The organism is Mycobacterium lacus, assembly GCF_010731535.1.
In the GTDB taxonomy this organism is placed as follows: Bacteria; Actinomycetota; Actinomycetes; order Mycobacteriales; family Mycobacteriaceae; genus Mycobacterium; species Mycobacterium lacus.
Genome location: NZ_AP022581.1, coordinates 1,622,908 through 1,645,878 on the forward strand (window position 1 = coordinate 1,622,908; position 22,971 = coordinate 1,645,878).

General features: G+C 65.3%; 16 protein-coding genes and 2 pseudogenes. 16 read left to right on the top strand and 2 right to left on the bottom strand.

All coding sequences use genetic code 11. The features are described from left to right. Positions 1–33: 33 nt before the first annotated feature. Both G6N24_RS07500 and G6N24_RS07505 read right to left on the bottom strand, forming a co-directional pair. Complete coding sequence (locus G6N24_RS07500) at positions 34–1,848, bottom strand: FAD-dependent monooxygenase (protein WP_085162845.1); 1,815 nt, start codon at positions 1,846–1,848, stop codon at positions 34–36. A gap of 361 nt (positions 1,849–2,209) precedes the next feature. Then, complete coding sequence (locus tag G6N24_RS07505) at positions 2,210–3,355, bottom strand: methyltransferase (RefSeq protein WP_308204420.1); 1,146 nt, start codon at positions 3,353–3,355, stop codon at positions 2,210–2,212. Between the two features lie 890 nt (positions 3,356–4,245). Here G6N24_RS07505 and G6N24_RS07510 point away from each other — a divergent pair. The 16 genes and pseudogenes from G6N24_RS07510 (at position 4,246) to G6N24_RS25320 (ending at position 22,927) form a co-directional block, all read left to right on the top strand. Further along, the gene (locus G6N24_RS07510; RefSeq protein WP_085162842.1) at positions 4,246–4,458 is read left to right on the top strand and encodes a hypothetical protein; all 213 of its coding nucleotides are present in this window, start codon (positions 4,246–4,248) and stop codon (positions 4,456–4,458) included. Continuing rightward, positions 4,455–5,606 carry a 3-oxoacyl-[acyl-carrier-protein] synthase III C-terminal domain-containing protein gene (locus G6N24_RS07515; RefSeq protein ID WP_085162841.1) on the top strand — a complete coding sequence of 384 codons (1,152 nt, stop codon included), beginning with the start codon at positions 4,455–4,457 and terminating at the stop codon, positions 5,604–5,606. The genes G6N24_RS07510 and G6N24_RS07515 overlap by 4 nt, the downstream gene beginning before the upstream one ends. Continuing rightward, on the top strand, positions 5,603–6,547 hold the full coding sequence (locus G6N24_RS07520) for a hypothetical protein (RefSeq protein ID WP_085162840.1): 945 nt from the start codon (positions 5,603–5,605) through the stop codon (positions 6,545–6,547). The genes G6N24_RS07515 and G6N24_RS07520 overlap by 4 nt, the downstream gene beginning before the upstream one ends. A gap of 5 nt (positions 6,548–6,552) precedes the next feature. Next, positions 6,553–6,840, top strand: a complete 288-nt coding sequence (locus G6N24_RS07525) for an acyl carrier protein (protein ID WP_163745450.1) — start codon at positions 6,553–6,555, stop codon at positions 6,838–6,840. Continuing rightward, positions 6,837–9,776, top strand: a complete 2,940-nt coding sequence (locus G6N24_RS07530; protein ID WP_085162838.1) for a type I polyketide synthase — start codon at positions 6,837–6,839, stop codon at positions 9,774–9,776. The genes G6N24_RS07525 and G6N24_RS07530 overlap by 4 nt, the downstream gene beginning before the upstream one ends. Next, positions 9,773–11,521 carry a fatty acyl-AMP ligase gene (locus G6N24_RS07535; RefSeq protein WP_085162837.1) on the top strand — a complete coding sequence of 583 codons (1,749 nt, stop codon included), beginning with the start codon at positions 9,773–9,775 and terminating at the stop codon, positions 11,519–11,521. The genes G6N24_RS07530 and G6N24_RS07535 overlap by 4 nt, the downstream gene beginning before the upstream one ends. Before the next feature lie 234 nt (positions 11,522–11,755). After that, on the top strand, positions 11,756–12,799 hold the full coding sequence (gene pheS / locus G6N24_RS07540; RefSeq protein WP_085162836.1) for a phenylalanine--tRNA ligase subunit alpha: 1,044 nt from the start codon (positions 11,756–11,758) through the stop codon (positions 12,797–12,799). Next, positions 12,799–15,285 (top strand): phenylalanine--tRNA ligase subunit beta, encoded by a 2,487-nt coding sequence (pheT, locus tag G6N24_RS07545; RefSeq protein WP_085162835.1) that lies wholly within the window; start codon positions 12,799–12,801, stop codon positions 15,283–15,285. Before pheS ends, pheT begins: the two co-directional genes overlap by 1 nt. 225 nt (positions 15,286–15,510) lie before the next feature. After that, positions 15,511–15,843 (top strand): annotated as a pseudogene (locus tag G6N24_RS25315) (PE family protein); the annotation flags it as partial. A gap of 420 nt (positions 15,844–16,263) precedes the next feature. Further along, positions 16,264–16,995 (top strand): hypothetical protein, encoded by a 732-nt coding sequence (locus tag G6N24_RS23690; protein ID WP_139822621.1) that lies wholly within the window; start codon positions 16,264–16,266, stop codon positions 16,993–16,995. A gap of 141 nt (positions 16,996–17,136) precedes the next feature. Further along, a pseudogene (locus G6N24_RS24310) lies at positions 17,137–17,358 on the top strand (PE family protein); the annotation flags it as partial. A 6-nt stretch (positions 17,359–17,364) separates the two neighbouring features. Continuing rightward, on the top strand, positions 17,365–18,423 hold the full coding sequence (locus tag G6N24_RS25725; RefSeq protein ID WP_407938721.1) for a hypothetical protein: 1,059 nt from the start codon (positions 17,365–17,367) through the stop codon (positions 18,421–18,423). A 65-nt stretch (positions 18,424–18,488) separates the two neighbouring features. After that, the gene (locus G6N24_RS23855; RefSeq protein ID WP_179963428.1) at positions 18,489–18,932 is read left to right on the top strand and encodes a transposase; all 444 of its coding nucleotides are present in this window, start codon (positions 18,489–18,491) and stop codon (positions 18,930–18,932) included. Beyond that, complete coding sequence (locus G6N24_RS07570) at positions 18,929–19,933, top strand: IS3 family transposase (protein WP_163745452.1); 1,005 nt, start codon at positions 18,929–18,931, stop codon at positions 19,931–19,933. The genes G6N24_RS23855 and G6N24_RS07570 overlap by 4 nt, the downstream gene beginning before the upstream one ends. A 77-nt stretch (positions 19,934–20,010) precedes the next feature. Further along, positions 20,011–20,556 carry a hypothetical protein gene (locus tag G6N24_RS07575; RefSeq protein ID WP_232070714.1) on the top strand — a complete coding sequence of 182 codons (546 nt, stop codon included), beginning with the start codon at positions 20,011–20,013 and terminating at the stop codon, positions 20,554–20,556. Positions 20,557–21,313: 757 nt separating this feature from the next. Beyond that, complete coding sequence (locus G6N24_RS25320; protein WP_085160909.1) at positions 21,314–22,927, top strand: PE family protein; 1,614 nt, start codon at positions 21,314–21,316, stop codon at positions 22,925–22,927. Positions 22,928–22,971: the final 44 nt, after the last annotated feature.

Sequence of the window (22,971 nt, forward strand, 5' to 3'; positions counted from 1 at the left end):
GGAGCGGCAGCACGGTCCCGTCGCCTGACCGGGTCATGCTTTGCGGTGCGTGCGCTGCCAATAGGGCAGCCATCGTTGCTCGAGGAACTGGCGGAGGTCCGCACTCCCTCCGGGGGCTGGCTTAGTGGTTCGCCATGCGACATGTCCATCGGGACGCACCAGGACGGCGCCTTGACGACCAACCTCAAACAGCGCTAGCAAGTGGCCCTGATCTCGTGGTTCCGCGGCAGCAAGGTCTCGCACCATGACCGGAAGTGTGGCCGGATGCTGTTGTTTGCGCAGCGCGGCGGTCCATTGAGGAGCACTTGCGGTGAAGAGGGTGAGCCCTTCGGAGCAGAGGGTGTCATGAACCGAGACCGGCCGGCCCTCGTGAAGAACCGAGGCGTGCGGCAGGCGTGCCCCGGGCCTAGTGGTAGGTCGGTAGGTGACGATGGTGGACTGATCGGGCGGTGTCTCACCTGACTCCGGGGCTATCAGCGGGCCCCGGTATGTGTAGCCAAATTCAAGGCCTTGGAACACGAAGTGTTCGAGTTGACCCGGGATGAGCGCCGCGATCTGCGTGCGGAGGCGCCGGGCGCGGGCATCTCCGGCCAGCAGCATCCGCGTACGCTTGGTCTGCATCTTCGTCGCGCGGTCACATGCCAATCCCAGCAGCCGGTCCGGCAGCCAAGCGAGCGGCGGACTGGCGACAGCCTCGGTAGCTCTGCACATTGCCCGGTTAGTGATGCCAAGCGGAGCAGTGACCTCGTCGAGCCGGAAATAGTTCCTGACGCTTTGTTGCGCGAACCGTTCCACGACTGGTCGCCGCTCGGGATCGTAGGTATCGAGCAAGGCGGCGTGGGCGTGTCCTTTGACAACTGCTGCCATCTTCCAGGCAAGGTTCTGTGCATCCTGCACGCCGCTGTTGAGACCGAAACCTCCCGCGGGCGGGAAACGGTGCGCGGCGTCACCCGCGAGCAGCAGTCGCCCACGCCGAAAGCGCTCGGCGATCTGTGAGGTCATGGTCCACGTGTTGGTGGAGTGGACAGCGAAGCCGCGGGCGGTACCCAGTACTTCGCGGAGCGTTTGGTTCCAGAACGCTGCGCTATCCCGTACGACCGCTTGCCGCCGGTGGAGGTACGGCGTCATCAGCACGTAGTCGTCGTTGGCGTGCGGGATCAGGGCGCCACAGAACCTCGGCTGATATATCCAGGTCAACAACGGCGTGGGCGTGTCGCCATCAAACAGGCGGGGGGCGTGGAAGAAGACGCTGCCGATGCGGGCCAGGATCTTGCCTGTCATCCCGATTCCGGCGTGCTCGCGGAGGACGCTGTTTGCGCCATCCGCGGCGACGACGTAGCGGGCGGCTACCCGGTCGGACAGCCCTAGCCGAGGTTGGATGTCTACGACGATGCCGTCGGAGGTCTCGCGGACCCGCTCGACCGATGTGCCACGCCGAAAGTCGACTAGGGGTTCCCGTTCCAGTGCGGCCCACAGGACCGGCATCAGGAGATGCTGGCCAACATGGGATATCAGGAACGGGCTGTAGGATTTTAGTCGCGCCACCAACTCGGCGTCCGATGTCACATCTATCTCGCCCAGCGGCGGGTCAAGTAGCCCGCAGCACCAGCGGATGCTTCCCAACTTCTCAAAAGGCGTAGCGAGCGCAAAGATCTTTTCTGCGAGTGAGGCCGACGCCTGACGCCAGATCTCAAGGGAGCGCGCGTTAATGACGTGGGCGGCAGGATGGAAGAGGGGTTCCTCGCGACGTTCGGCAACGACGGAGGCTACGCCTAGCCGGGCCAGGAGCAAGGCAAGCGTGCAGCCGGTCGAACCACCGCCCACGATGACGATTTGGTTGTCGGCCATTCACTCAGCTCTTTGTCCGGCGGCCGGAATTGGTGGTTCACCTTCAAACTGGCAAAATGCGGTGCAGGGTGCCGAGCGTGCATGAAATCCCGTACCAAGACAGAGTCGACCGCGTCGAAACCAGGACGCTGGTCCGCCAACGACCGCTAAGTCGAGTCGTGATGTCGGTGGCCACATTGTCCCGGATGCCGGCCATGTCGGCGATGCCGCTGGGCCCGCGCATTCAGCATGGCGGTGAACCACCGACGAAAACTGTCGATATCTGCGGGGTGGACGGGGCACAATTCGTTGACACCCGGTGGTTCCTCCCGACTCGCTCCTGATTGGAAGATGTTGTGTTCGTGACAATTTGATCGTCCTGCTACTTGGGTGGTGCGCCGACTCGGCTACTCTGCACGCGATCTGGCTCACGCGTCGTGCCGGCGAGAGGTCGAGGCCGCCGGGCATCCCGCGCAATCGGAGAAGCCTCAATCACGCAAAACGGGGAAACGGTTTGGATAATCCGCGTCAGCTGAAAACCACTGCGCCGCAGGAGCTCTTGATGCGCCGCGGCGGTGCGCTCTTGGCCTTCACCGAGTACCAGCATGTCCAGGTCGGCCCAGTTGCCGGCGAACTCGCGGTGATGCTGGGGGATCACCATCTCCACCAGTAGTAGCGTGGCCTGATCGTGCGCCGCTTCGGCGACGTTCCGGAGAATCCGCTGAGCCGCTTCATCGCCCCAATCGTGGATGACGAACTGAAGAATGTAGACGTCTCCGCCGGTGGGCACGCTGTCGAAAAACGAGCCGCCCTCAACACGCACCCGGCCACTGACGCCCGCGCGGTCGAGCACTTCCGGCGCACCGGTGACGACGTTGGGCAGATCGAAGAGTACACCGCGGGCGTTGGGCGCGGCAGCCAAGACCGCCGCCAAGAGTCGTCCGTGTCCACCGCCGACATCGACGACTACGGAAAACTTACCAAAGTCGTAAGCCGTCACCACCGAAGCCGCCGCCACTTCGGAGATGGCCGTCATGCCGTCGTTGAACAGCGAGGCCAATTGAGGGTGCTGAGCTAGGTAGGCAAAGCCGTCCACGCCCCGCAGCGACGGAACGACCGACTGTCCGGTCCGCACCGCTTCAACAAGAAAGGACCAGAATTCGCGGTATTCCTGTGAGCCGTAATACCGCGCCCAGCCCGCCACCGAGACGGGCGCATCCGAGCGCAACGTGTCGGCCATCGGAGTCAGCGCGTAGCGTCCGTCGCGCAGTTGACGGAAGATACCGCGGGAAATCAGGGCGCGCAGCAGCCGCGCCAGCGCCACAGGGTTCGCGCCGACCTCGCGAGCCAATTCGTCGCGATGCAGGGGCCCGTTTGCCAGCGCGTCGGCCACCCGAAGTTCGGCGGCCACCGCGATGGCTTGCGACGCCATGTGCCCCATGATCAGTTCCGTCATGGCAATGGGAGCCGGGACGAGTTTTTGATGCAGACGGTAGAGGTGGTGACGGACGCGTTCCAGTGCGCGCACTAGCCGAACGGGCGCCGTAGGTATGGCTAATGACGCGGATTGTTTTACCATGCTTGGTCCTTCCCGAGTTTTGGCCGTGTGATGCGTGTGACCGGGGTCGACCGCGGTAGCTCAGTGGCGCCAATTCCGCTGGTCCAGTATGGAGTTCACACGCCATCATCAGCCGATAGTGTTGTGCCCGCCTCAGGACTCCTGGGCTGGCGCTGTTGCGCAGTGTATCCATCTTCGCTGCCAACAGGCACCCGCTGGGCGCCGCCGAAGCCGTTGACATCGCTGCCGGGAAACCCCACCGATCTTCGGATGTGCCGAAAAGCATTGCCGTAGAGCAGCGTTGGGTGCACGCTGTCACCTCGCGCGGAAGCGATCACCTGACGATACCGGTACACCAGTTTCCGCCGCCGCTGGCGGTGTATGCGATCTGCAGCGCTGCCCCGGGCTACGGTGATCGACTCGCAATCGGCTGGGTGCGGAAACCGACAGTAGACCAACGGCCGCAAGCGCTATGCAGCTGTTGATCAGCAACCGCTGTCACTGGCTCAATCCATACACCACATTGGTGGACGCAACCGGGGATGAACTGGATATCCTGCTAACGCTGTGATCGCTCGGGCGATGCACGAAGCCGTGCTCGCTGGTTTGGGCGACCGCACCGCCTCTTGCGCTAACGATGCAGTTAGCCCGCAACATGGGAAATTAACATTCGACTGGTCGACGTGCGGCACCTGCTGGCTGCGCCCAAACGATCCACCCGCAGCTGCCGAGCCAACGTAGGTGGGGAATCTGGGCCAGCAATGGGTCGGCTGAGAAAGGGCTGAGAAAGGTCGGTGGCTCTTGTGTCACTTGCACAGTATGTGAAAAGCGAAATCGTCTGCTACCCAAAGGCTCACGGCATGGAAGCCAATCAAAGCACCGTTGAACCCATGCTGGTCGATCTGAGACTGGGTTCGCTTGGCGTTCTCGCCATTGGTGACATCCTCGAGCCCAAGTGCAGGGCCCGGCTACGTACGTCCGATTTCATGACGTTTGTGTTTTCAAAGCGGCGCAAGCGGCCTGTGGACGAGCGTCTGGTTGATAACTCGATCATTCGAGCCACAGCGGCATGAGCGCGTACATCACCGCAACCGGCGCGTTCCTGCCCGGTTACCCGGTTTCCAACGACGAAATCGAAGACTACATCGGAAAAGCGGGACGCGCGTCGTCCAATCTCAAGGACCTCGTGCTGGCGAACTGCGGAATCAAGACCCGCCACTATGCCATTGACAAGAGTCAACGGACTCTGGTCTCGAATACGGCGATGGCGGCCGCCGCGGTGCGCAACGCCACCCAGCGGGCTGGACTAGGCCCTAATGACGTTGAACTGCTCACGGCGGCAACGACGATACCCGATTTGATGGGTCCCGGGCATGCCAGCATGGTGCACGGTGAGCTGGGGTACGGGCCACTTGAAATCGCGACCGCGCACGGTATCTGCAGCAGCGGGATGATGGCGTTGAAGAACGCCTACCTTCAGGTGGCAATCGGCGAAAAGCGCAATGCTGTCTGCGTGGCCAGTGAGCTGGCCTCACGCGTATTCAAGAGCACTCGCTATGAGGAGATGGCGGTGGTCGACGAGGTCGGGTCGCTGCCATTGGAGACCGCGTTCTTGCGCTACATGCTCTCGGACGGAGCGGGGGCCGCGGTGATTCAGAGCGCACCCGCTGCATCGGGGGTCAGCCTTCGCATCGACTGGATCTCGCTGACGTCGTTTGCCAACACCGAGAAGACGTGCATGTTCTTCGGTACCAACGACAACGCATGTGAGAAGACCTGGGGTGACTACCCCAACGTCCCGGCGGCCGCCGCCGACGGTGCGTTCGTGCTGCGCCAGGAACTCTCCCTGCTGCCGCATCTAATACGCGTGGGAGTGGATGAATACGAACGGCTGCTCGTCGCAGGCAAGTTCTACCCGGACACGGTGACATGGTTTCCCGCGCACTACTCGAGTGAACGGATGAAGTCCATGATGATGGACGAGTTCGCCCGGCGCGGCCTTCCATCGGGCGGACCCGAAGCCTGGTACAGCAACCTTACGAAGGTCGGAAACATCGGCAGCGCAGCCATCTTCGTCATTCTCGACGAGATGATGACCGAGGGCCTGATCAGGGACGGTGACACGTTGCTGTGCATGGTTCCGGAGTCGGGCCGGTTCGTCATGTCGTTCATGCACCTGACTGCGGTAACGACCGCTTCGGCTTCGCACTCCACGCCATGACGTCGCCGCCGGAGGTTGTCTCGGCCCAGCTGCGTCACCCGCGCGCCGTGGTGTATCTCTACTCGCAGAGCGGCCAGCTGCACGAAGTCGCCGATGCGTTGACCGCTCCGCTGGTCGCCCAAAAGTGGGATATCCGTTGGGTACACGTCGAACCGCGTGTGAGGTTCCCGTTTCCGTGGTCGATCCGCCGGTTCTTCGGGGTGTTCCCCGCGGCGGTGGATCCCAACTCGCTCATCGATCTCATCGAGCCGGCGGGCGGATTCCGCACCGACGCAGAGGAACTGGTAATCCTGGCCTATCAAGTCTGGTATCTGGCGCCGTCGATTCCCGTGCGATCACTGCTGAAAGCGCATCCCGAGGCCGTTCGCAACCGGTCGGTCGTCTCGCTGATCGCCTGCCGCAACATGTGGTACTCGGCCGCGATTGAGGTATCCGCCCTGCTGCGATCCGCTGGTGCTCAACACGTTGGGGTCATCGCTGCAACCGACACTCGGCCGCAGGCGACAACGTTAGTGACCACTCTGCGTTGGCTGCTGACCGGCCGCCGCGAACCCTTCCTGTGGTTCGGCAGGGCCGGGATCGGCGATGCCGAATTGGCTCGGATCGCCGATGTGGGCAGATGCATCGGTGAGTCGCGACGATGCCCGCGGGACGCGGCGACCGTCGTGCCTACCCTGGCCGCGGCGGATCTCGTCGCCGGGTCAGTTTTTCGGAGGTGGGGCGCAGCAGTCAGGTCGGCTCAGCGATTCGGAGCGACAGCCTATGTCGCGGGCCTCGTATTGTTCGTGCTCGGCCTCGCGGTCGCCATCGTGGTCGGTCTGCCGCTGTTCGGATGCGCTGCTCTTGCCGGTGGTGCGTGGTTCGGCAGTGTGGTGGATGGTTTAGTACGCCGACGGATCTCCATCGTCGAGGTGCCTGTCTGCGAGGCGGCGATCTCGTGAGGCCGGTGAGCGCGATTCGGAGTGAAACCCCGGTTGCCGCCGACACTTCGGAGTATCAGGAACTTGTCGAGTGGCTGACGATGAAGGTCGCGGAATATGTCAACGTTCCGCCAGACACGATCGGCATCGATACCGCGCTGGCCGACTGTGGGATCGACTCCGTCTCCGGCCTGGCGCTGTGCGCGGACCTGCGGTACGAGAAGGGATTCGACGTCGAGACCACCATAGTGTGGGATTACCCGACCATCGATGCAATCGCGGAGTACCTGGTCGCCGGGGGAGAGGCGCAGTGATACCGATCGCCGTGGTCGGCATCGACTGCCGATTCCCGGGAGCTCGCGACAAGGACGCGTTCTGGCGGCTGCTTATGGACGGCGTGGTCACCGACGCGGAAGTGCCTTCGCAGCGCTGGGACATCGACACCTATTACCATCCCGACGGTGCCGCCGGATCGATGAATACTCGACGCGCCCATTTCATCGACGACGTGGATGCATTCGACAACGAGTTTTTCGGCATCGCGCCGGTCGAGGCGGCCGCGCTGGATCCGCAGCAGCGACTGCTCCTGCAGACAGCGTGGCGCGCCCTTGAAGATGCCGGAATCGATCCCCGCTCGCTGGCCGGCACGCCGACCGGGGTCTTTGTCGGGATGATGTCCAGTGAGTGGGGCTTTCGTCAGATTCTCGACTTCAAGGGGCTTACCGTGTTTCGAGGCACGGGCAGCGGCTACTTCATGACGGCCAACCGTATTTCGTATCACCTGAACCTCACCGGACCGAGTATGGCGATCGACTCCGCCTGCTCGTCATCGTTGATGGCGGTGCACCAAGGATGTGTCGCGCTAGGTTCCGGGGAAACCGACACGGTCATCGCCGCCGGTGCGAACCTGCTTCTGACACCTGGGCTTTCGATCTTCTACACGCAGGCCGGACTCTCGGCACCGGATGGCCGCTGCAAACCGTTCGGCAAGTGCGCCGACGGTATCGGCCGCGGTGAGGGCGTGGCGGCGGTTGTGCTGCGCCGACTGGACGATGCCGTTGCCGACGGCCAGCCGATTTACGCCGTCGTGAAGAGTTCGGTCGCCAACCACGATGGTCGCAGCAACGGAATCACCGCCCCGAACCGCCGATCTCAAGTGAATCTGATGCGCCGCGCACTCGACCTGGCGGAACTCGAGCCCGCGCAGCTCAACTTCGTCGAAGCACACGGCACCGGCACGAGCCTCGGCGACATGATTGAGGCCAACGCGCTCGGCGACATTCATAAGACACGCGACAGCGCGCCATGCCTGCTGGGTTCGGTCAAGGGAAACATCGGCCACACCGAGGGCAGCGCGGGGATCGCGTCGTTCATCAAAGCCTGTCTCGCGCTGCACCATTCCATGCTGCCGCCGACGGTCTTCGGCGACACCCCCAACCCCAGACTGCGTCTGGACGCGCACGGGCTGCGCCTGGCCGACGGTCCGCAGGCACTGCCGGCCGGCGGCGCGTTGGGCGCCGTGAGCTCATTCGGACTGGGCGGCAGCAACGCGCACGCGGTGCTGGAGTCGGCGCCGAGCGCAGCGGCGCCCCATCCCGGTGCGACCGGTGTCCTGACCCTGTCGGCGCCCTCCGAGCAGGCACTGCGACGCAACGCCGCCTCGGTAGCCGCCGTGCTGCAGACCGTCGACCCCCAACGGCTGGCCCCTTGGTGCCGCGCCACCAACGTCGTTAAGCGGTCGCATCGGTTTCGCCTGGCGCTGGAAGGTAACCACGGCACCCTGGTCGAAGGGCTACGGGAATTTCTCGCCGGCGCGCGTGCCGACCTGGCGTCGTCCGCCCCGATGCGCCAGGTACCCGCCGCGGTCGGGCTGTTGTGCTCAGGCCAGGGCACCCAATACCCGGGTATGACGCGGCCGCTCTACGACGCCAATCCCAGATACCGGGAACATCTGGATGCCGTGACGGCCGCCTTCGACCCGCACCTATCGTCGGAGCTTCGCTCGGTGATGTTTGGCGACGATCCCGGCCTCGATCACGCCAGCCTCGCGCAGCCGGCGTTGTTTGCGGTCTCCTATGCGCTGGGAAAGACGCTGCTGCAGACCGGGATCCGCCCAGCCTTCGGCATTGGTCACAGCGTCGGCGAGGTCGCCGCTGCCTGCCTGGCCGGTGTGTTGTCCCTCGAAGATGCGGCCGGGCTGATCGCGATCCGAGGACGCCTGATCGGCTCCTTACCCGCAGGTGGCGCGATGATCGCGGTCGACCTCGGTGTCGAGCACGCCGTTGCGTTGGTCGCCGGAGAGCCCGACTGCGCGATCGCGGCCGTTAACGGGCCCCGCTCGTTGGTAATCTCCGGTGCCGCCGACGCGGTGGCACGGGCCTATGCCGCGGTACGCGAGCAGGGTGGAAAAGCGTTATACCTCAGTGTTTCTCACGGCTTTCATTCGCCGCTGATGGAGCCCATCGTGGCGGAATTTCGGCGCGAGCTGTCATGGCTCACGCCAGGCCGCGCGCAATTCCCACTCTTCTCCACCGTCCTTGGCAAACAAGTCGCGGGCCCCGAACTGGACAGCGACTACTGGGCCAACCAGATCTGTTCACCGGTAAGGTTTTTCGACGCCGTTGTGGCTGCCGGCAGTGCCGCACGTGCCGACTGCGTTGCGGAGGCAGGTCCGCGTCCCACGCTGCTCGCCCTGGCGATGCAGTGCGGACTACCGTCGCAAACTCGGTCGCTGCCGTTGTGCACTGGACCGAATTCAGACGGAACCGAGCTGCTCGTCGTAGCGGCGTCGATGCTGCGCGACGGGTACTCCCCGGACCTCACGCCGTTGTATGGCAGGCCGGCTGGCCGGCTGCCTCGTATTCCGCCCTACGTCTTCAACACCGCCCATCGGTTCTGGTTCGAGGGAGGTGTCGGTGCGGTGGCCCCGCCAACCCCGTCGGCGACGGTCATACCCGTCGGCGAGCGGGAGCGGCCCGAGCCAGTGCCGCCCAGCCGAGAGAGTGAACTACTGGCAATCATCGCCGATGTCGGCGGCTATCCGGTAGCTCGGCTGGGCTGGTCCAGCCGGCTCGCCGAAGACCTGGGTTACGACTCGCTGCTGCAACTTCGACTCATCGAGAGGTTGCGCGCGGAATATCCCCAACTTGGACACATCGGCGTCCCGGAGGTGCTTTCGAAAATTCGAAGCGTCGGCGATCTGGTCGAGTTCCTGGCGCGCTGGTTCGATACGGCCGGGGTGGCCGGATGAGCATCGTGACCCGCGAAATGCGTTCGGTTGCGGCATCGTCACCCCGCGGGTTAACCGTGGGCAGCCTTGCGAATTCCCGGCGGCTGAGCTGGAGCGAAGTCCACGATCAGGCGAAGCGGATGGCCGGCAATTTAGCCGTCGGGGGAGTTGGCCGCCATGGGTCGGTCGCCGTACTGGCCACAGACGCGGCGGATGTGGCATCGCTCGCACAGGCGATCTGGCTGCGCCGCGCCGCGCTGACGATGCTCCAACAACCGACACCACGCACCGACCCAGCCGTGTGGCTGGCCGACACCGTGCGCGCGATCCGGATGATCCACGCGGACATGGTCGTGGTCGGGGAGCCCTTTTTGATGGCGATGGGTCCGCTGTCGGCCCACAACGTGGCCGTCTGCACGGTCGATTCGCTGCGCGCCGGCGAACCGATTGAGCCCGACGACGCGGATGAGGCCGAGGAGGCGGACATCGCGCTGCGCCAGCTGACGTCGGGATCGACGGGCGCGCCTAAGGCCGTCGAAATCAGTCACGCCAATCTCGCCGCCAACACCGTCGCACTGTGCGATGCGCTCGACATAGACACCGACCAGGACGTCATGGCCAGCTGGCTGCCGCTCTCGCACGACATGGGCATGATCGCGTTCGTGCAGTTCCCCATGCAGGTGGGTGTGGAAACCGTCGTGGTCCCGCCCGACCAGTTCTTGCGGCGACCACTTCTATGGGCCGAGTTGATCAGCAAGCACCGAGCGACCATTACTTCCGGCCCAAACTTCGCGTACTCCGTGTTGGCCCGTGTTCTGCATCGTGCCCACCCCAGCGGGATCGACCTCTCGTCGCTGCGCGTCGCGGTGAACGGGGCCGAACCCATCGACCACCGAGATCTGGCGAACTTCGCCACTGCCGGGGCCCGCTTTGGACTGAGGCCGAGCGCAATGACACCCGCGTATGGCCTCGCCGAGGCCACCCTGGTGGTGTCGATGGCGCAACTTCATGGCGGGGCGACTGTCGACTCGATCTCCGCGCAGGATCTCAAGGAGGCACACCGCGCGCGGCCGGTTCTCGACGACTCGCAGAACGCGCAGCACGTCGTGTGTCTGGGGTTCCCGGTCACGGGCATGGACGTGCGCGTCACCCGAGACGGAACGGCGCTGGGACCCAGGGAAATCGGCGCCGTGGAACTTCGCGGTCCTGCGATCGCTGGCAGTTGCCTCACGTCGGACGGGGTGGTTCCGCTCACCGGCGGTGACGGCTGGTTCGACAGCGGCGACCTGGGCTACCTCGACGACGAGGGGCGGATCTATGTGTGCGGTCGCACCAAGGATGTCATCGTCATGGCCGGGGCGAACCTCTATCCCCACGACATCGAGCGCGCCGCAGAGACCGTCGACGGTGTGCGCAAGGGCTGCGTGATCGCGGTGCGCATCGACGCCGAGCGGGAGGGCTTCGCAGTGCTCGCCGAGGTTCACACCCCCGACGACGAGACCGTGCGCCAGCGCATTGGCCGCGACATCATAGCCACCGTGAACCGCCGAGTCGGGCACGCACCGCGCGAGTTGCGGCTGCTGCCCCCCGGAACCTTGCCGAAGACAGCCTCGGGCAAGCTGCGTCGCAACACCGCTCGAGAACTGTTGCTGCAGCAAACAATCGGCGCAGCGACTACGAGGACACCGGCCGAGCCCCCAACACAGGCCAGCGCCGGTAAGCCAGGCGGACTCGCGGCATCACCGACGCCCGCCCGATCACGCTAGACACCCACGCCTAGAGCCGGAGGTCGGTAGGCGCGTCGTTGGTCGGGGATGGGTTCGGTGAGCATGGTGGCCGGGGTTTGGGGTGAGGGTGACGTCGTTGCGGGTCGGTGTGGCAAGGTGGTCGGGCAGGGCGCGGAAGCTTGCGCAGTGCGATGCCCCACATGGGGGTAGCACCCGCGTGCGGGGGAAGCCGGGCAGCCCGAACAGCCTCGTCAACAAGGAGAGTGTCGCCGCGTGGGTGATCAACCCGTCGACCTGTCGCCGGAAGCACTGGCGAAGGCGGTCAACGCCGCCCAGCAGGCCATCGCGCTGGCGGACAGCCTTGATGCGCTGGCCCGAATCAAGACCGAGCACCTCGGTGACCGCTCGGCGCTGGCGCTGGCGCGCCAGGCATTGGCCAGCCTGCCCAGGGAAGAGCGCGCCGACGTCGGCAAGCGGGTCAATCTCGCCCGCGCCGACGCGCAGCGCAGCTATGACGAACGGTTGGCGACGCTGCGCGCGGAGCGTGACGCGGCCGTGCTGATCGCCGAGCGCATCGACGTCACACTGCCCTCGACCCGGCAGCCGCCCGGCGCCCGGCATCCGATCACGATATTGGCCGAGCACATCGCCGATACCTTCGTCGCGATGGGATGGGAACTGGCCGAGGGCCCCGAGGTCGAGACCGAGCAGTTCAATTTCGATGCCCTGAACTTCCCCGCCGATCACCCCGCGCGCAGCGAACAAGACACGTTCTACATCGCGCCGGAGGATTCCCGCCAGCTGCTGCGCACCCATACCTCACCGGTGCAGGTGCGCGCCCTGTTAGAGCGCGAATTGCCGGTCTACATCATCTCGATCGGCCGTACCTTCCGGACCGACGAGCTCGACGCCACCCACACGCCCGTCTTCCACCAGGTCGAGGGTTTAGCGGTGGATCGCGGTCTGTCGATGGCGCATCTGCGTGGAACGCTGGACGCCTTCGCACGTGCCGAGTTCGGCCCGGCCGCGCGCACCCGGATCCGGCCGCATTTCTTCCCGTTCACCGAACCGTCCGCCGAGTTCGACGTGTGGTTTGCCGACAAGAAGGGCGGCGCCGACTGGGTGGAGTGGGGCGGCTGCGGAATGGTGCATCCAAACGTTTTGCGGGCCGCGGGAATTGACCCAGAGATCTACTCGGGCTTCGCGTTCGGGATGGGGCTGGAACGAACCCTGCAGTTCCGCAACGGCATTCCCGACATGCGCGACATGGTCGAGGGTGACATGCGATTCTCGTTGCCGTTCGGGGTGGGCGCCTGATGCGCGTTCCTCATAGCTGGCTGCGTGAAATAGTTGCGGTCGGAGCGCCCGGATGGGACGTTGCGCCAAGCGATCTCGAGCAGACGCTGGTGCGCATTGGCCACGAAGTCGAGGAGGTGATAACCCTCGGTCCGGTGGAAGGCCCATTGACCGTGGGGCGGGTGGCCGACATCGAAGAGCTGACCGACTTCAAAAAGCCGATCCGGGCTTGCGGGGTGGACATCGGTGACGGCAGACATCGTGAAATTGTTTGTGGTGCGACTAATTTCGTGGTTGGGGACCTGGTTGTTGTGGCATTGCCCGGCACCACGCTGCCCGGCGGGTTCGCCATCACGGCCCGCAAGACCTACGGCCGCAACTCCGACGGGATGATCTGTTCTTCGGCCGAACTCGGTTTGGGGGCAGACCATTCCGGGATCCTGGTGCTACCGCCCGGAACCGCCGAACCCGGAGCCGACGGTGGCGAGCTGCTCGGATTGGACGATGTGGTCTACCACTTGGCCATCACGCCCGACCGCGGTTACTGCATGTCAGTGCGCGGCTTGGCCCGCGAGATCGCATGCGCCTACGACCTCGACTTCGTCGACCCGGCCAGCGTGCCCCCGTTGCCCGTCCGGGGACCGGCATGGCCGTTGACGGTGCAGGCCGAAACGGGGGTGCGCCGGTTCGCGCTGCGCCCGGTCACGGGGATCGACCCAGCGGCCGTGTCGCCCTGGTGGCTGCAGCGCCGGCTGCTGCTGTGCGGCATCCGCGCCACCTCCCCGGCGGTGGACGTGACCAACTACGTGATGCTCGAACTGGGCCACCCGATGCATGCGCACGACCGCAACCGGATCACCGGCGGCTTGGGGGTTCGGTTTGCCCGGCCCGGCGAGACCGTCGTCACCCTCGATGACGTCGAGCGCCGGCTGGACCCAGCCGATGTGCTCATCGTCGACGACGTCGCGACCGCGGCGATCGGCGGCGTGATGGGGGCCGCAACCACCGAGGTGCGCGCCGATTCCACGGACGTCCTGCTGGAGGCCGCGGTGTGGGACGCGGCGGCGGTGTCGCGCACCCAGCGGCGGTTGCACCTGCCCAGCGAGGCCGCCCGCCGCTACGAACGCTCGGTGGACCCGGCCATTTCGGTGGCCGCCCTGGACCGCTGCGCCGCGCTGCTCGCCGAGATCGCCGGGGGAGCGGTTTCGCCCACCCTGACCGACTGGCGGGGCGACCCGCCACGTGATGACTGGTCATTGCCGCCGATCCGGATGGCAGTGGACCTGCCGGACCGCATCGCCGGGGCGGCGTATGCGCCGGGAACCACCGCCGGGCGGCTGCGGCAGATCGGCGCTGCGGTGGCCCAAGAGGGCGACGATCTGATCGTGACCCCGCCCAGTTGGCGACCGGATCTGCTGCAGTCCGCCGATCTTGTCGAGGAGGTGCTGCGGTTGGAGGGACTGGAGGTCGTTCCCTCGGTGCTGCCGTCGGCGCCCGCGGGCCGCGGGCTCAGCCCCAAACAAAAGCGTCGCCGCGCGATTGGCAAGTCGCTGGCGCAATCCGGCTATGTCGAGATCCTCACCACCCCCTTTCTGCCCGCCGGTGTGTTCGACCTGTGGGGGCTGCCCACCGACGATCCTCGACGCAGCACGACGCACGTGCTCAACCCGCTGGAGGCCGATCGTCCGCAGCTGGCCACCACGCTGCTGCCGGCTCTGCTGGAAGCGTTGGGGCGCAACGTATCCCGAGGCCTCGTCGACGTGGCGCTGTTCGCCGTCGCGCAGGTGGTCCAGCCGACCGAGCAGACTCGCGGCGTGGAGCTCATCCCGGTCCACCGGCGGCCCACCGATGAGGAGATCGCCATGCTGGACAGCTCCCTGCCCCGCCAACCCCAGCACGTCGCCGCGGTGCTCACCGGGCTGCGTGAGCCGCGAGGCCCGTGGGGGCCCGGCCGTCCCGTCGAAGCCGCGGACGCTTTTGAAGCCGTGCGAATCGTCGCGCGCGCCAGCGGAGTCGACGTGGTTCTGCGGGCGGCGCGGTACCTGCCGTGGCACCCGGGCCGGTGCGCCGAAGTGCTTGTCGGGGAAACCCCCGTCGGGCACGCGGGGCAGTTGCACCCGGCGGTGATCGAGCGCTCGGGCCTACCGGAGGGCACCTGCGCTATTGAGCTGAACCTGGACGCGATTCCCATCGTGGAGCTGCTCCCGGCGCCCAGAGTGTCGCCGTTCCCGGCCGTCTTTCAGGACGTCAGCCTGGTGGTGCCCGCCGACGTGCCCGCGCAGACCGTGGAGGACGCGGTTCGCGAGGGGGCCGGCGAACTGCTCGAAGACATCCGGTTGTTCGACGTGTTCACCGGCCCGCAGATCGGTGAGGAGCACAAGTCGTTGACGTTCGCGCTGCGGTTCCGGGCCCCGGACCGCACGCTGACCGAAGACGACGCCAGCGCGGCGCGCGATGCCGCGGTGCAGTGCGCGTCCGAACGTGTCGGCGCCGTGTTGCGCAGCTGAGTCTTGTCGACGCGCGGGGTCGTTTGCCCCCCAGAATGGATTCATGACGGGTTCGATGTCGGATCCCGTAGGCGTGGTCGCGAGGTTCTGGCTGATTCCGTAATGAAACCTGGCAATCTGCTGAGACTTGCGCACACGGCATAGCCGGCGGGTTACATGACATTAGATTCATGTCTGATTGGGTGACCAGTGGTCACTGCCGTGGTGGGTCGAGAGGGGATTGGTATGTCGTTTGTATTCACGGCGCCGGAGATGGTGACAGCAGCGGCCGGGGAGTTGGCGGGTATCCGCTCGGCGCTAGGGGAGGCCACCGCCGCCGCAGCGGGCCCCACAACCGGGGTGCTCGCCGCGGGTGCCGACGAAGTGTCGGCGGCGATCTCACAGGTGTTCGGCTCATTCGGCCAGGAATTTCAAGCTCTCAGCGCCCAGGCCGCGGTATTCCACGACGAGTTCGTAAGCTTGCTGAACTCCGGCGCCGCCGCATATCTGCGCACCGAGGCCGCCAACGCCGCCGCCGGGGCACCCGCGTTGCTCAACGACTTCGGCGCCACCGTCGCCGGCCGTACCAAACGCTTGTCTCGAATACGGCCACCAACCTGCAAGCCCTCGGCAGCGCCATATCCGCTAACCCGGCGCCTTTCCTGCGCCAGTTCCTCACCAACGAGGCGACCTACGGCCAGACGATAGCCATGGGATTCGAGGGTGTCGTCCAGAACCTGCCTGCCGAATTGGCCAACCTGCCGGCAGGCGTCGAAGCCGGCATCCAGGGTCTGTTGGCTGCCAACCCGGCGGCTGTCCTGCAGGGGATCGTCGATAACCAGATCGGCTATGGCCAGCTAATTGCCACATCGTTGCAGAACGCCGGCAACGACTTCGTGACGGGATTGAACGCATTGCCGGCGAGCTTCCAAGCCGCGAACCAGGCCTTCATGGCCGGCGACGTCACCGGGCGGGCGGAGCCTGATCGGCGGGGGCCTCTTGAACCCGTTCTTCTCGGGCTTCGATGTCGTTGTGGGGTCGGATGGCGTCGCCACGATCACGCCGATGGGCGCCTTGGGAGACCTGCTGCCCATCTCCGCCATCCCCGGGCAGATGGCGCAGAACTTCACCAACCTGTTGCCAGCCGGCTCCGTCCCCGCGCAGGTGTCGCAGAACTTCACCAACCTCGTCAACACGGTCACGGACACCAGCGTCACCTCGACGTTCACGTTGATCCCGGACCCGAGCAATCCGGTGCTACCGATTGGGGTAGACATCAACACCCGCATGGGCTTACCGGTGGCGTTGGCCATCGATGCGTTAGGCGGGCCGGTCAACGGACTGAGCGCCTTGGGTTCCAGCGCGACTGCGTTTGCCAACGCGGCACAAACCGGAGACGTGCTGGGGGCCGCCGCCGCGATCCTCGACGCTCCGGCTGTCTTCGCGGACGGCTTTCTCAACGGTCAGACGACGGTCCCGCTGACGGTCACGGCATTGGGTCTCCCCACCACCCTCAACCTTCCGCTGTCGGGAATCCTCGTTAGTCCGGCTCCCTACAGCGCGGTGGTCGACGCCAGTGGGCTTGGGATACCGGGTCTGACATTGGACGGCGTCGTCACGGGCACCCCCCTTGGCGGCATCATTCCGGGGCTGCTGAACTTGCTGCCCGCGGACCTCGCGGCCGCACTTGGCGCCCCGGCTCCCGTTATCCCGCCTGTCGATTCGCTGTAGTCCTCGAGGCGGGTGCGCCTGCTCATCGATCGATGCCTGATTTCCCGCGGATGAGGATGGCGTGCTGTTCAATCTGGTTTGGGGTCGACATCCACGGGGTACTCGCGTCGAGCGTCGTGTGTCGATGGCGGGAGACGGGGTATGTCGTTTGTAATCGCTGAGCCGGAGACGGTGGCGGCTGCCGCTGGGGATTTGGCAGGTATCCGTTCCGCGCTTACCACGGCCGCCGCGGCGGCGGCGACACCTACGATCGAGGTGCTGCCGGCGGCCGCCGATGAGGTATCGGCGGCCATCTCACGGCTGTTCGGCACGTAAGGCGAGGAATTCCAAGCCCTCAACACGCAGGCGGCAGCGTTTCACGCCGAATTCGTGCGCTTGTTGAACGGCGGCGCGGCTGCCTATCTCAGCACTGAAGTTGCGAACGCAGAGCGGAATCTGCTGAACGCGGTAATTGCCCCTGCGGTTTCGAATGGCGCCGCCGCGGCCGCTGCCGATCCTCTCGGCGGCCCCCTGGGATCCCTCCTCGGCGGCGGCACCGGCGGCATCGGCGGGATCCTCGGCGGCAGCGGCGGGCTATTGGACCCGATCCTCTTCGGTGGCACCGGCGGACTCCTGGGCCCGCTCATCGGCGGCAACGGCGCCCTAACCTCGCTCGTCGGCAACGGACCTTTGGGCCCATTCCTCGACAGCGCCGGCCAGCAGGTCGGTGCCGCCGTATCCGCTCTGATCAGCGGCGACGGCGCCGCGTTCCTGTCCAACCAGATCGGCGCGATCGCCGGTGGCCTCGCAACCCTGCCCGGCCTGCAGGGGCTCGGGACGTTGCTACCGGGGCTATTCCCGCCCACCGGGGGTGCTCCCACTACCCCCGCGCCCGGCGGTGCATGGCAGCAGCTCTTCGCGCACACCAACGCCAACCTGGCTGCCCTCTACAGCGACTGGGCGGCTGACCCGTTCCCCTTCCTGCGCCAGGTCATCGCCAACCAGCAGGGCTACGCGTACTTGGTCGGTAGGGACCTCACACTCGCGATCCAGAACCTCCCGACCGAGGTGGCGCATCTGCCGGAGACCATCGAAACCGGCGTCCAGGGCCTCGTGGCCTTCAACGCGGGCTTCTACGCGCAGCAGTTCGTCAACGGCACGATCAGCGACTTCCAGATCATCGGCACATCACTCTCGGAAGCGGGCCGAGACCTCCAGATCGGGCTGGCTGGCCTGCCTGCCGACATGCAGCCGGCCTTCCAGGACATTGCGGCGGGCAACTACAACCTCGCGGTTAACGACGCGACGAAGGCCTTGCTCAATGTGTTCATCACCGGATTCGACACCAGCAACTTGAACGACATCAGATTGCTTGGTCCGGTAGCAGACCTGTTCCCGATCCTCGCCATCCCTGGCCGGGAGATTCAGGGCCCTCTCTGGCAGGGTTAGTTGAGACAGCAGGGTTCGAAAATATCTGACCAGGTATTGAGGGCAAGTAAGGATTGCAACGAACAATGACGGCGACTTTGGCTGAGGTCCGGAAGGGTAGCGCCGATGATGAAGGCGTGGGAACCGATTCGGCCCAGGGTCCGCGGGCGGATCGTCCCCGGCGGCGCAACTTCACCCCGGAGTACAAGGCGGCCATTGTGGCCGAGTACGACGCGTTGACCGAGCCGGGTGCGCGGGGTGCGCTGCTTCGGCGTGAGGGCCTGTACTCATCGCACATCGTGGAGTGGCGCCGAGCGCGCGACGCGGGCGCGTTGGACGGGCTGGCCCGGTCAGGCGGTCGTGGTAAGGACCGCGACCAGGCCGAGATCGAACGGCTACGGAAGCGGGCCGAACGGGCCGAGGCCGAGCTTGAACGCACGAGGGCCGCGTTGGATCTGGTGGGAAAAGCACACGCGCTCTTGGAGACGCTCTCCGAGAGCACGGGCACGCGGCCCGGGTCGAAGAAGTGATCGCACAGTTGCTGCCCGAGGTGGAGCGGCTGACCTCGACCGCGAAGGCGTGCGCGCTGCTGGGCAAGCCGCGCGCGAGCCTGTATCGGCAGCGCAACCGCCCTGCCGGTCCACGCCGCAAACCCGGGCCGAGCGGACCGCCGCCCAATGCGCTCGACGCGGCCGAGCGCACGCAGATCCTTACGGTGTTGTGCCAGCCGCGCTTCGCCGACAAGGCGGTCGCCCAAGTGTGGGCCGAGCTGCTCGACGAGGGCGTCTACCTGTGCTCGCAGTCCACGATGTACCGGATCCTGCGCACGCACAACATGACCCGCGAACGGCGGCGGGTAGCCACACACCCGCCGCGGGTCAAACCCGAGCTGGTCGCCCACCAACCCAACGACGTGTGGTCCTGGGACATCACCAAATTGGCGGGACCGGTGCGCGGCGAGTTCTACCAGCTCTACGTGATGCTGGACATCTTCAGCCGCTACCCCGTCGGCTGGCGCGTCGAGTACCACGAGGACGCCGACATCGCCCAGGACTGGATGGCCGAGCTGACCGCGCTACACGGGCGGCCCGGCGCGATCCACGCCGACCGGGGTTCGGCGATGACGTCGAAGAACGTCGCCCAGCTGCTAATCGACCTCGGCGTGGCGCGCAGCCACTCGCGCCCACGGGTGTCAAACGACAACCCGTTCAGCGAATCCCAGTTCAAAACGCTGAAGTACCGCAACGATTTTCCCGAACGGTTCGACTCGATCGAGCACGCCCGCACCTGGTGCAAAGACTTCTTCGACTACCTGCGCCACGAGCACCGCCATTCCGCGCTCGGCCTGCACACACCGGCGTCGGTGTACTTCGGCACCGCCGCCGACATCCAGGCCAAACGAGCCCGGGTCATGGCCGATGCCTACGCCGCCAACCCCAACCGGTTTAGCAGCCCACCACAGCCCCCGAAACTACCGACCGCGGCATGGATCAACCCACCGACCCCACAACCGAAAATAGTGTCCACATAGTGAGACGCTGTCTCAAACACCTTGACAGCTACCGGGGCGCTGCGAGCCTCATGCCCGCTGGTTCTATTCCTGCACAGATGACCCACAATTTCGGCAACGTGATCACCACGCTTACCGACACGAGCGTCTCGACGACGATCTCGGGAACCTTATATCCCCCCGCGCTAGTACTCGGCGCCAATTTTGGATTGCCGTTGTCGGTCCTCTTTGCGGTAGCGGGTGCGCCGGTTGCCGGACTCGACGCGTTCGCAACGGCCGGGACGACTATTGGTTCTGGCATAGCGACCGGAAACCCCTTCATGGTGGTCGGCGGTCTGATCGATGCCCCAGCCGTGGTCCTTGACGGCTTCCTCAACGGCGAAACCATCGTCGATATGACGCTGCCGGTGACTTTCGACGTGCCGCTTTTGGGGTCCGTCAACATACCGGTCGTCATCCATTTGCCCTTCGACGGGCTTCTCGTTCCGCCGCACCCCATTACGGCGACGGTGCCGTTGAACATCCTCGGGATAGATATCCCGATCAACCTGACCCTCGGCGGCACGCAGATTGGCGGACTGCTTCCCGCACTGGTGAACTCCGTGCCCCGGCAGCTCGCCGACGCAATCACCCCCGCGGCGTAGACGTCCTGATGCGGGAGCGTTGAACTAATCGGTGAAGTTGTCGTCGGCCTGTCCCTGGTCTAGTCACGATCGGAGTTGGGTCGAAAAGCGGTGCAATACAAAGACGTTTAAGTTGGTCAACTCCTTGAGGGGCGTGCTGGCGCAATCCGCTGCAGGCTTCTCACCTGGCAGTGCGGTGCGCTGACCGGGGCCGTCTGTTGCGCTAGGGCCGGGGCCGCGCGGGCTATCACGACTACTCCCTAGCGAAGCGGCACGTGAAAATTATTCTGCCACACGTGTTTAGCGATCAGGGCGGGTCGCGGGGCCGCGGATTCGGTATAGGACGACCTGCCAGATCGGACGCTGCTTTAGTCACCAGACCGGGGCGCCCTGGGCCGCGGTAGTCACATCTACCGCACGAATCCCTGAGTCGAGGCGGTATACGGGTTTGCCTGCCTCACAGCGACAACTTAAGGCACGCAAGGGATTTGTCGCTGCGAGGTGGGCACAACGAACACCCCAACCTGCGGAGAGTCGCGTGACCGATGTGACCAACTTGTGTCGCTCCGTACAGCCACGGGTAGTACGTCAGCGCGGTCCTAGTGGAGCTGAGCCCCGGGCTGCGGATCGACTCGTCCACCGCCCTTGGAGTATTGGATTCATGTCAAATACTATGAAAGATCACGATTTTCCAGTATTTGCGCGCGCACTGGGCTAGGCTCATTTTGCCGATGATTCGGGCTCATCGGGTCACAAGCAGTTCATTTGTCGTGGGGACATGAACATGTCTTTTGTGATCGCGGCGCCGGAGCTTGTTCAGGCGGCGGCCCAGGATTTAACAGGCATTCAATCGGCGCTGGCCGAGGTCACTACGGCGGCAGCGGCCCCCACGACTGGGGTGGTGGCCGCGGCCGCAGATGAGGTATCGACCGCCATCGCGGCGTTATTCGGCAACTACGGCCAGGAATTTCAAGTTCTCAACGCCCAAGCAGCGGCGTTCCACAAAGAGTTCGTCAACTTGTTGAACTCCGGCGCGGAGGCGTACATCGATGCCGAGGCTGCGAACGTTGGTGCGCTAGTCCAGAACGTGGGTTCCTTGATGACGGCGGAGACTGCCACCGCTGGCCTAGGTGCCCAGGCTGGCGGTGCGCTGGCGGCGGGCTTGAGTGGCGAGCTGGCAGTTCAGGTCGGTAGTGCACTGGTGACCGGATTGGGCGCTGGGCTTTCGGGGCTTGCTCTGCAGACCGGTGGTGTCCTCGTGTCGGGACTTGGCGCCGGGCTAGTTCAGACCGGCGAAGTGCTCGTGAGGACTGGGCTTGCGCTTGAGAATCTCGGCGCCTTTATGTCAGGTACCGGCGCCGTGCTGACCGCCCAGGCTAGTGCGGCCCTGGCTGCTGTCTTGAATGGTGAGCTGGCGGCCCAGATCAGCGCCGCCCTGTCGGCGAGCCTGAATGGCGTGGGCCTGTCGGCTTTGGTGCAAACCGGACAGGCGCTAGCAGCCGGGTTGAGTGGTGGCCTGTCGGGTCTCGTGCAGACGGGGCAATTCTTAGTCGGCACTTTGACTAGCGGCCTTGGGGCAGGAGTGTCGGGTCTGATCCAGACCGGGGAAACCCTGGCCGGGATGTCGGCGGCCAGCCTGGGTAACTTGGTTGGGCTTGGCAGTTTGATGGTGCAGCTGAGTGCGGTGTTGTCGGCGAGCCTGAATGGCGCGGGCCTGTCGGCGCTGGTGCAAGCCGGGCAACAACTAGCGGCGGGCCTCAACAGTGGCCTGTCGGGTCTGGCACAAACCGGTCAAACCCTGGCCGGCGACCTGGTCGGCAGTTTCGGTGGTGGTCTGTCGGGGTTGGTGCAGACCGGGGAATCCCTGGCCGGCAGTCTGGCGGCCCGCCTGGGTAACTTGGGTGGGCTTGGCAGTTTGATGGTGCAGCTGAGTGCGGCCCTCTCGGCGAATCTGAATGGCGTGCTATCGGGGCTGGTCCAGACCGGCGAAGCGTTGGCAGTCAATTTGAGTGGTGGCATCACGGGCCTGCTGCACACCGCTAAGGCGTTGGCGGGCAGCCTAGGAACAGGGCTTTCTGGGATGGCGCAGATCGGTCAGGCCCTCGCGGCGATCTGGCAGCGGGCGGTGGCTGGGATAGCGGCCCAGATCGGCGGCGCCCTGATGGCGAGCATCGGTGTTGGGTTCCCGGGGCTGGTCCAGACTGGCGAGGCCCTGGTGACGGGTATTGGAGGAGCCGCCACGGGGATCGCTCAGACTGGTGGCGCCATCGTGACAACATTGGACAGCGCCGCCGTGGAACTCGCTGCCGATGTCACTGACGCCTTGGTCGACCTTGAGCTAGCTATTCAGGCCGCCTTGCGGGCGAGCTTTGGATTAAAGCTCGCTGCCTAGGCCGGGGGCCTTTGGCGGGCATAGCCGACCACAAGATATATTTG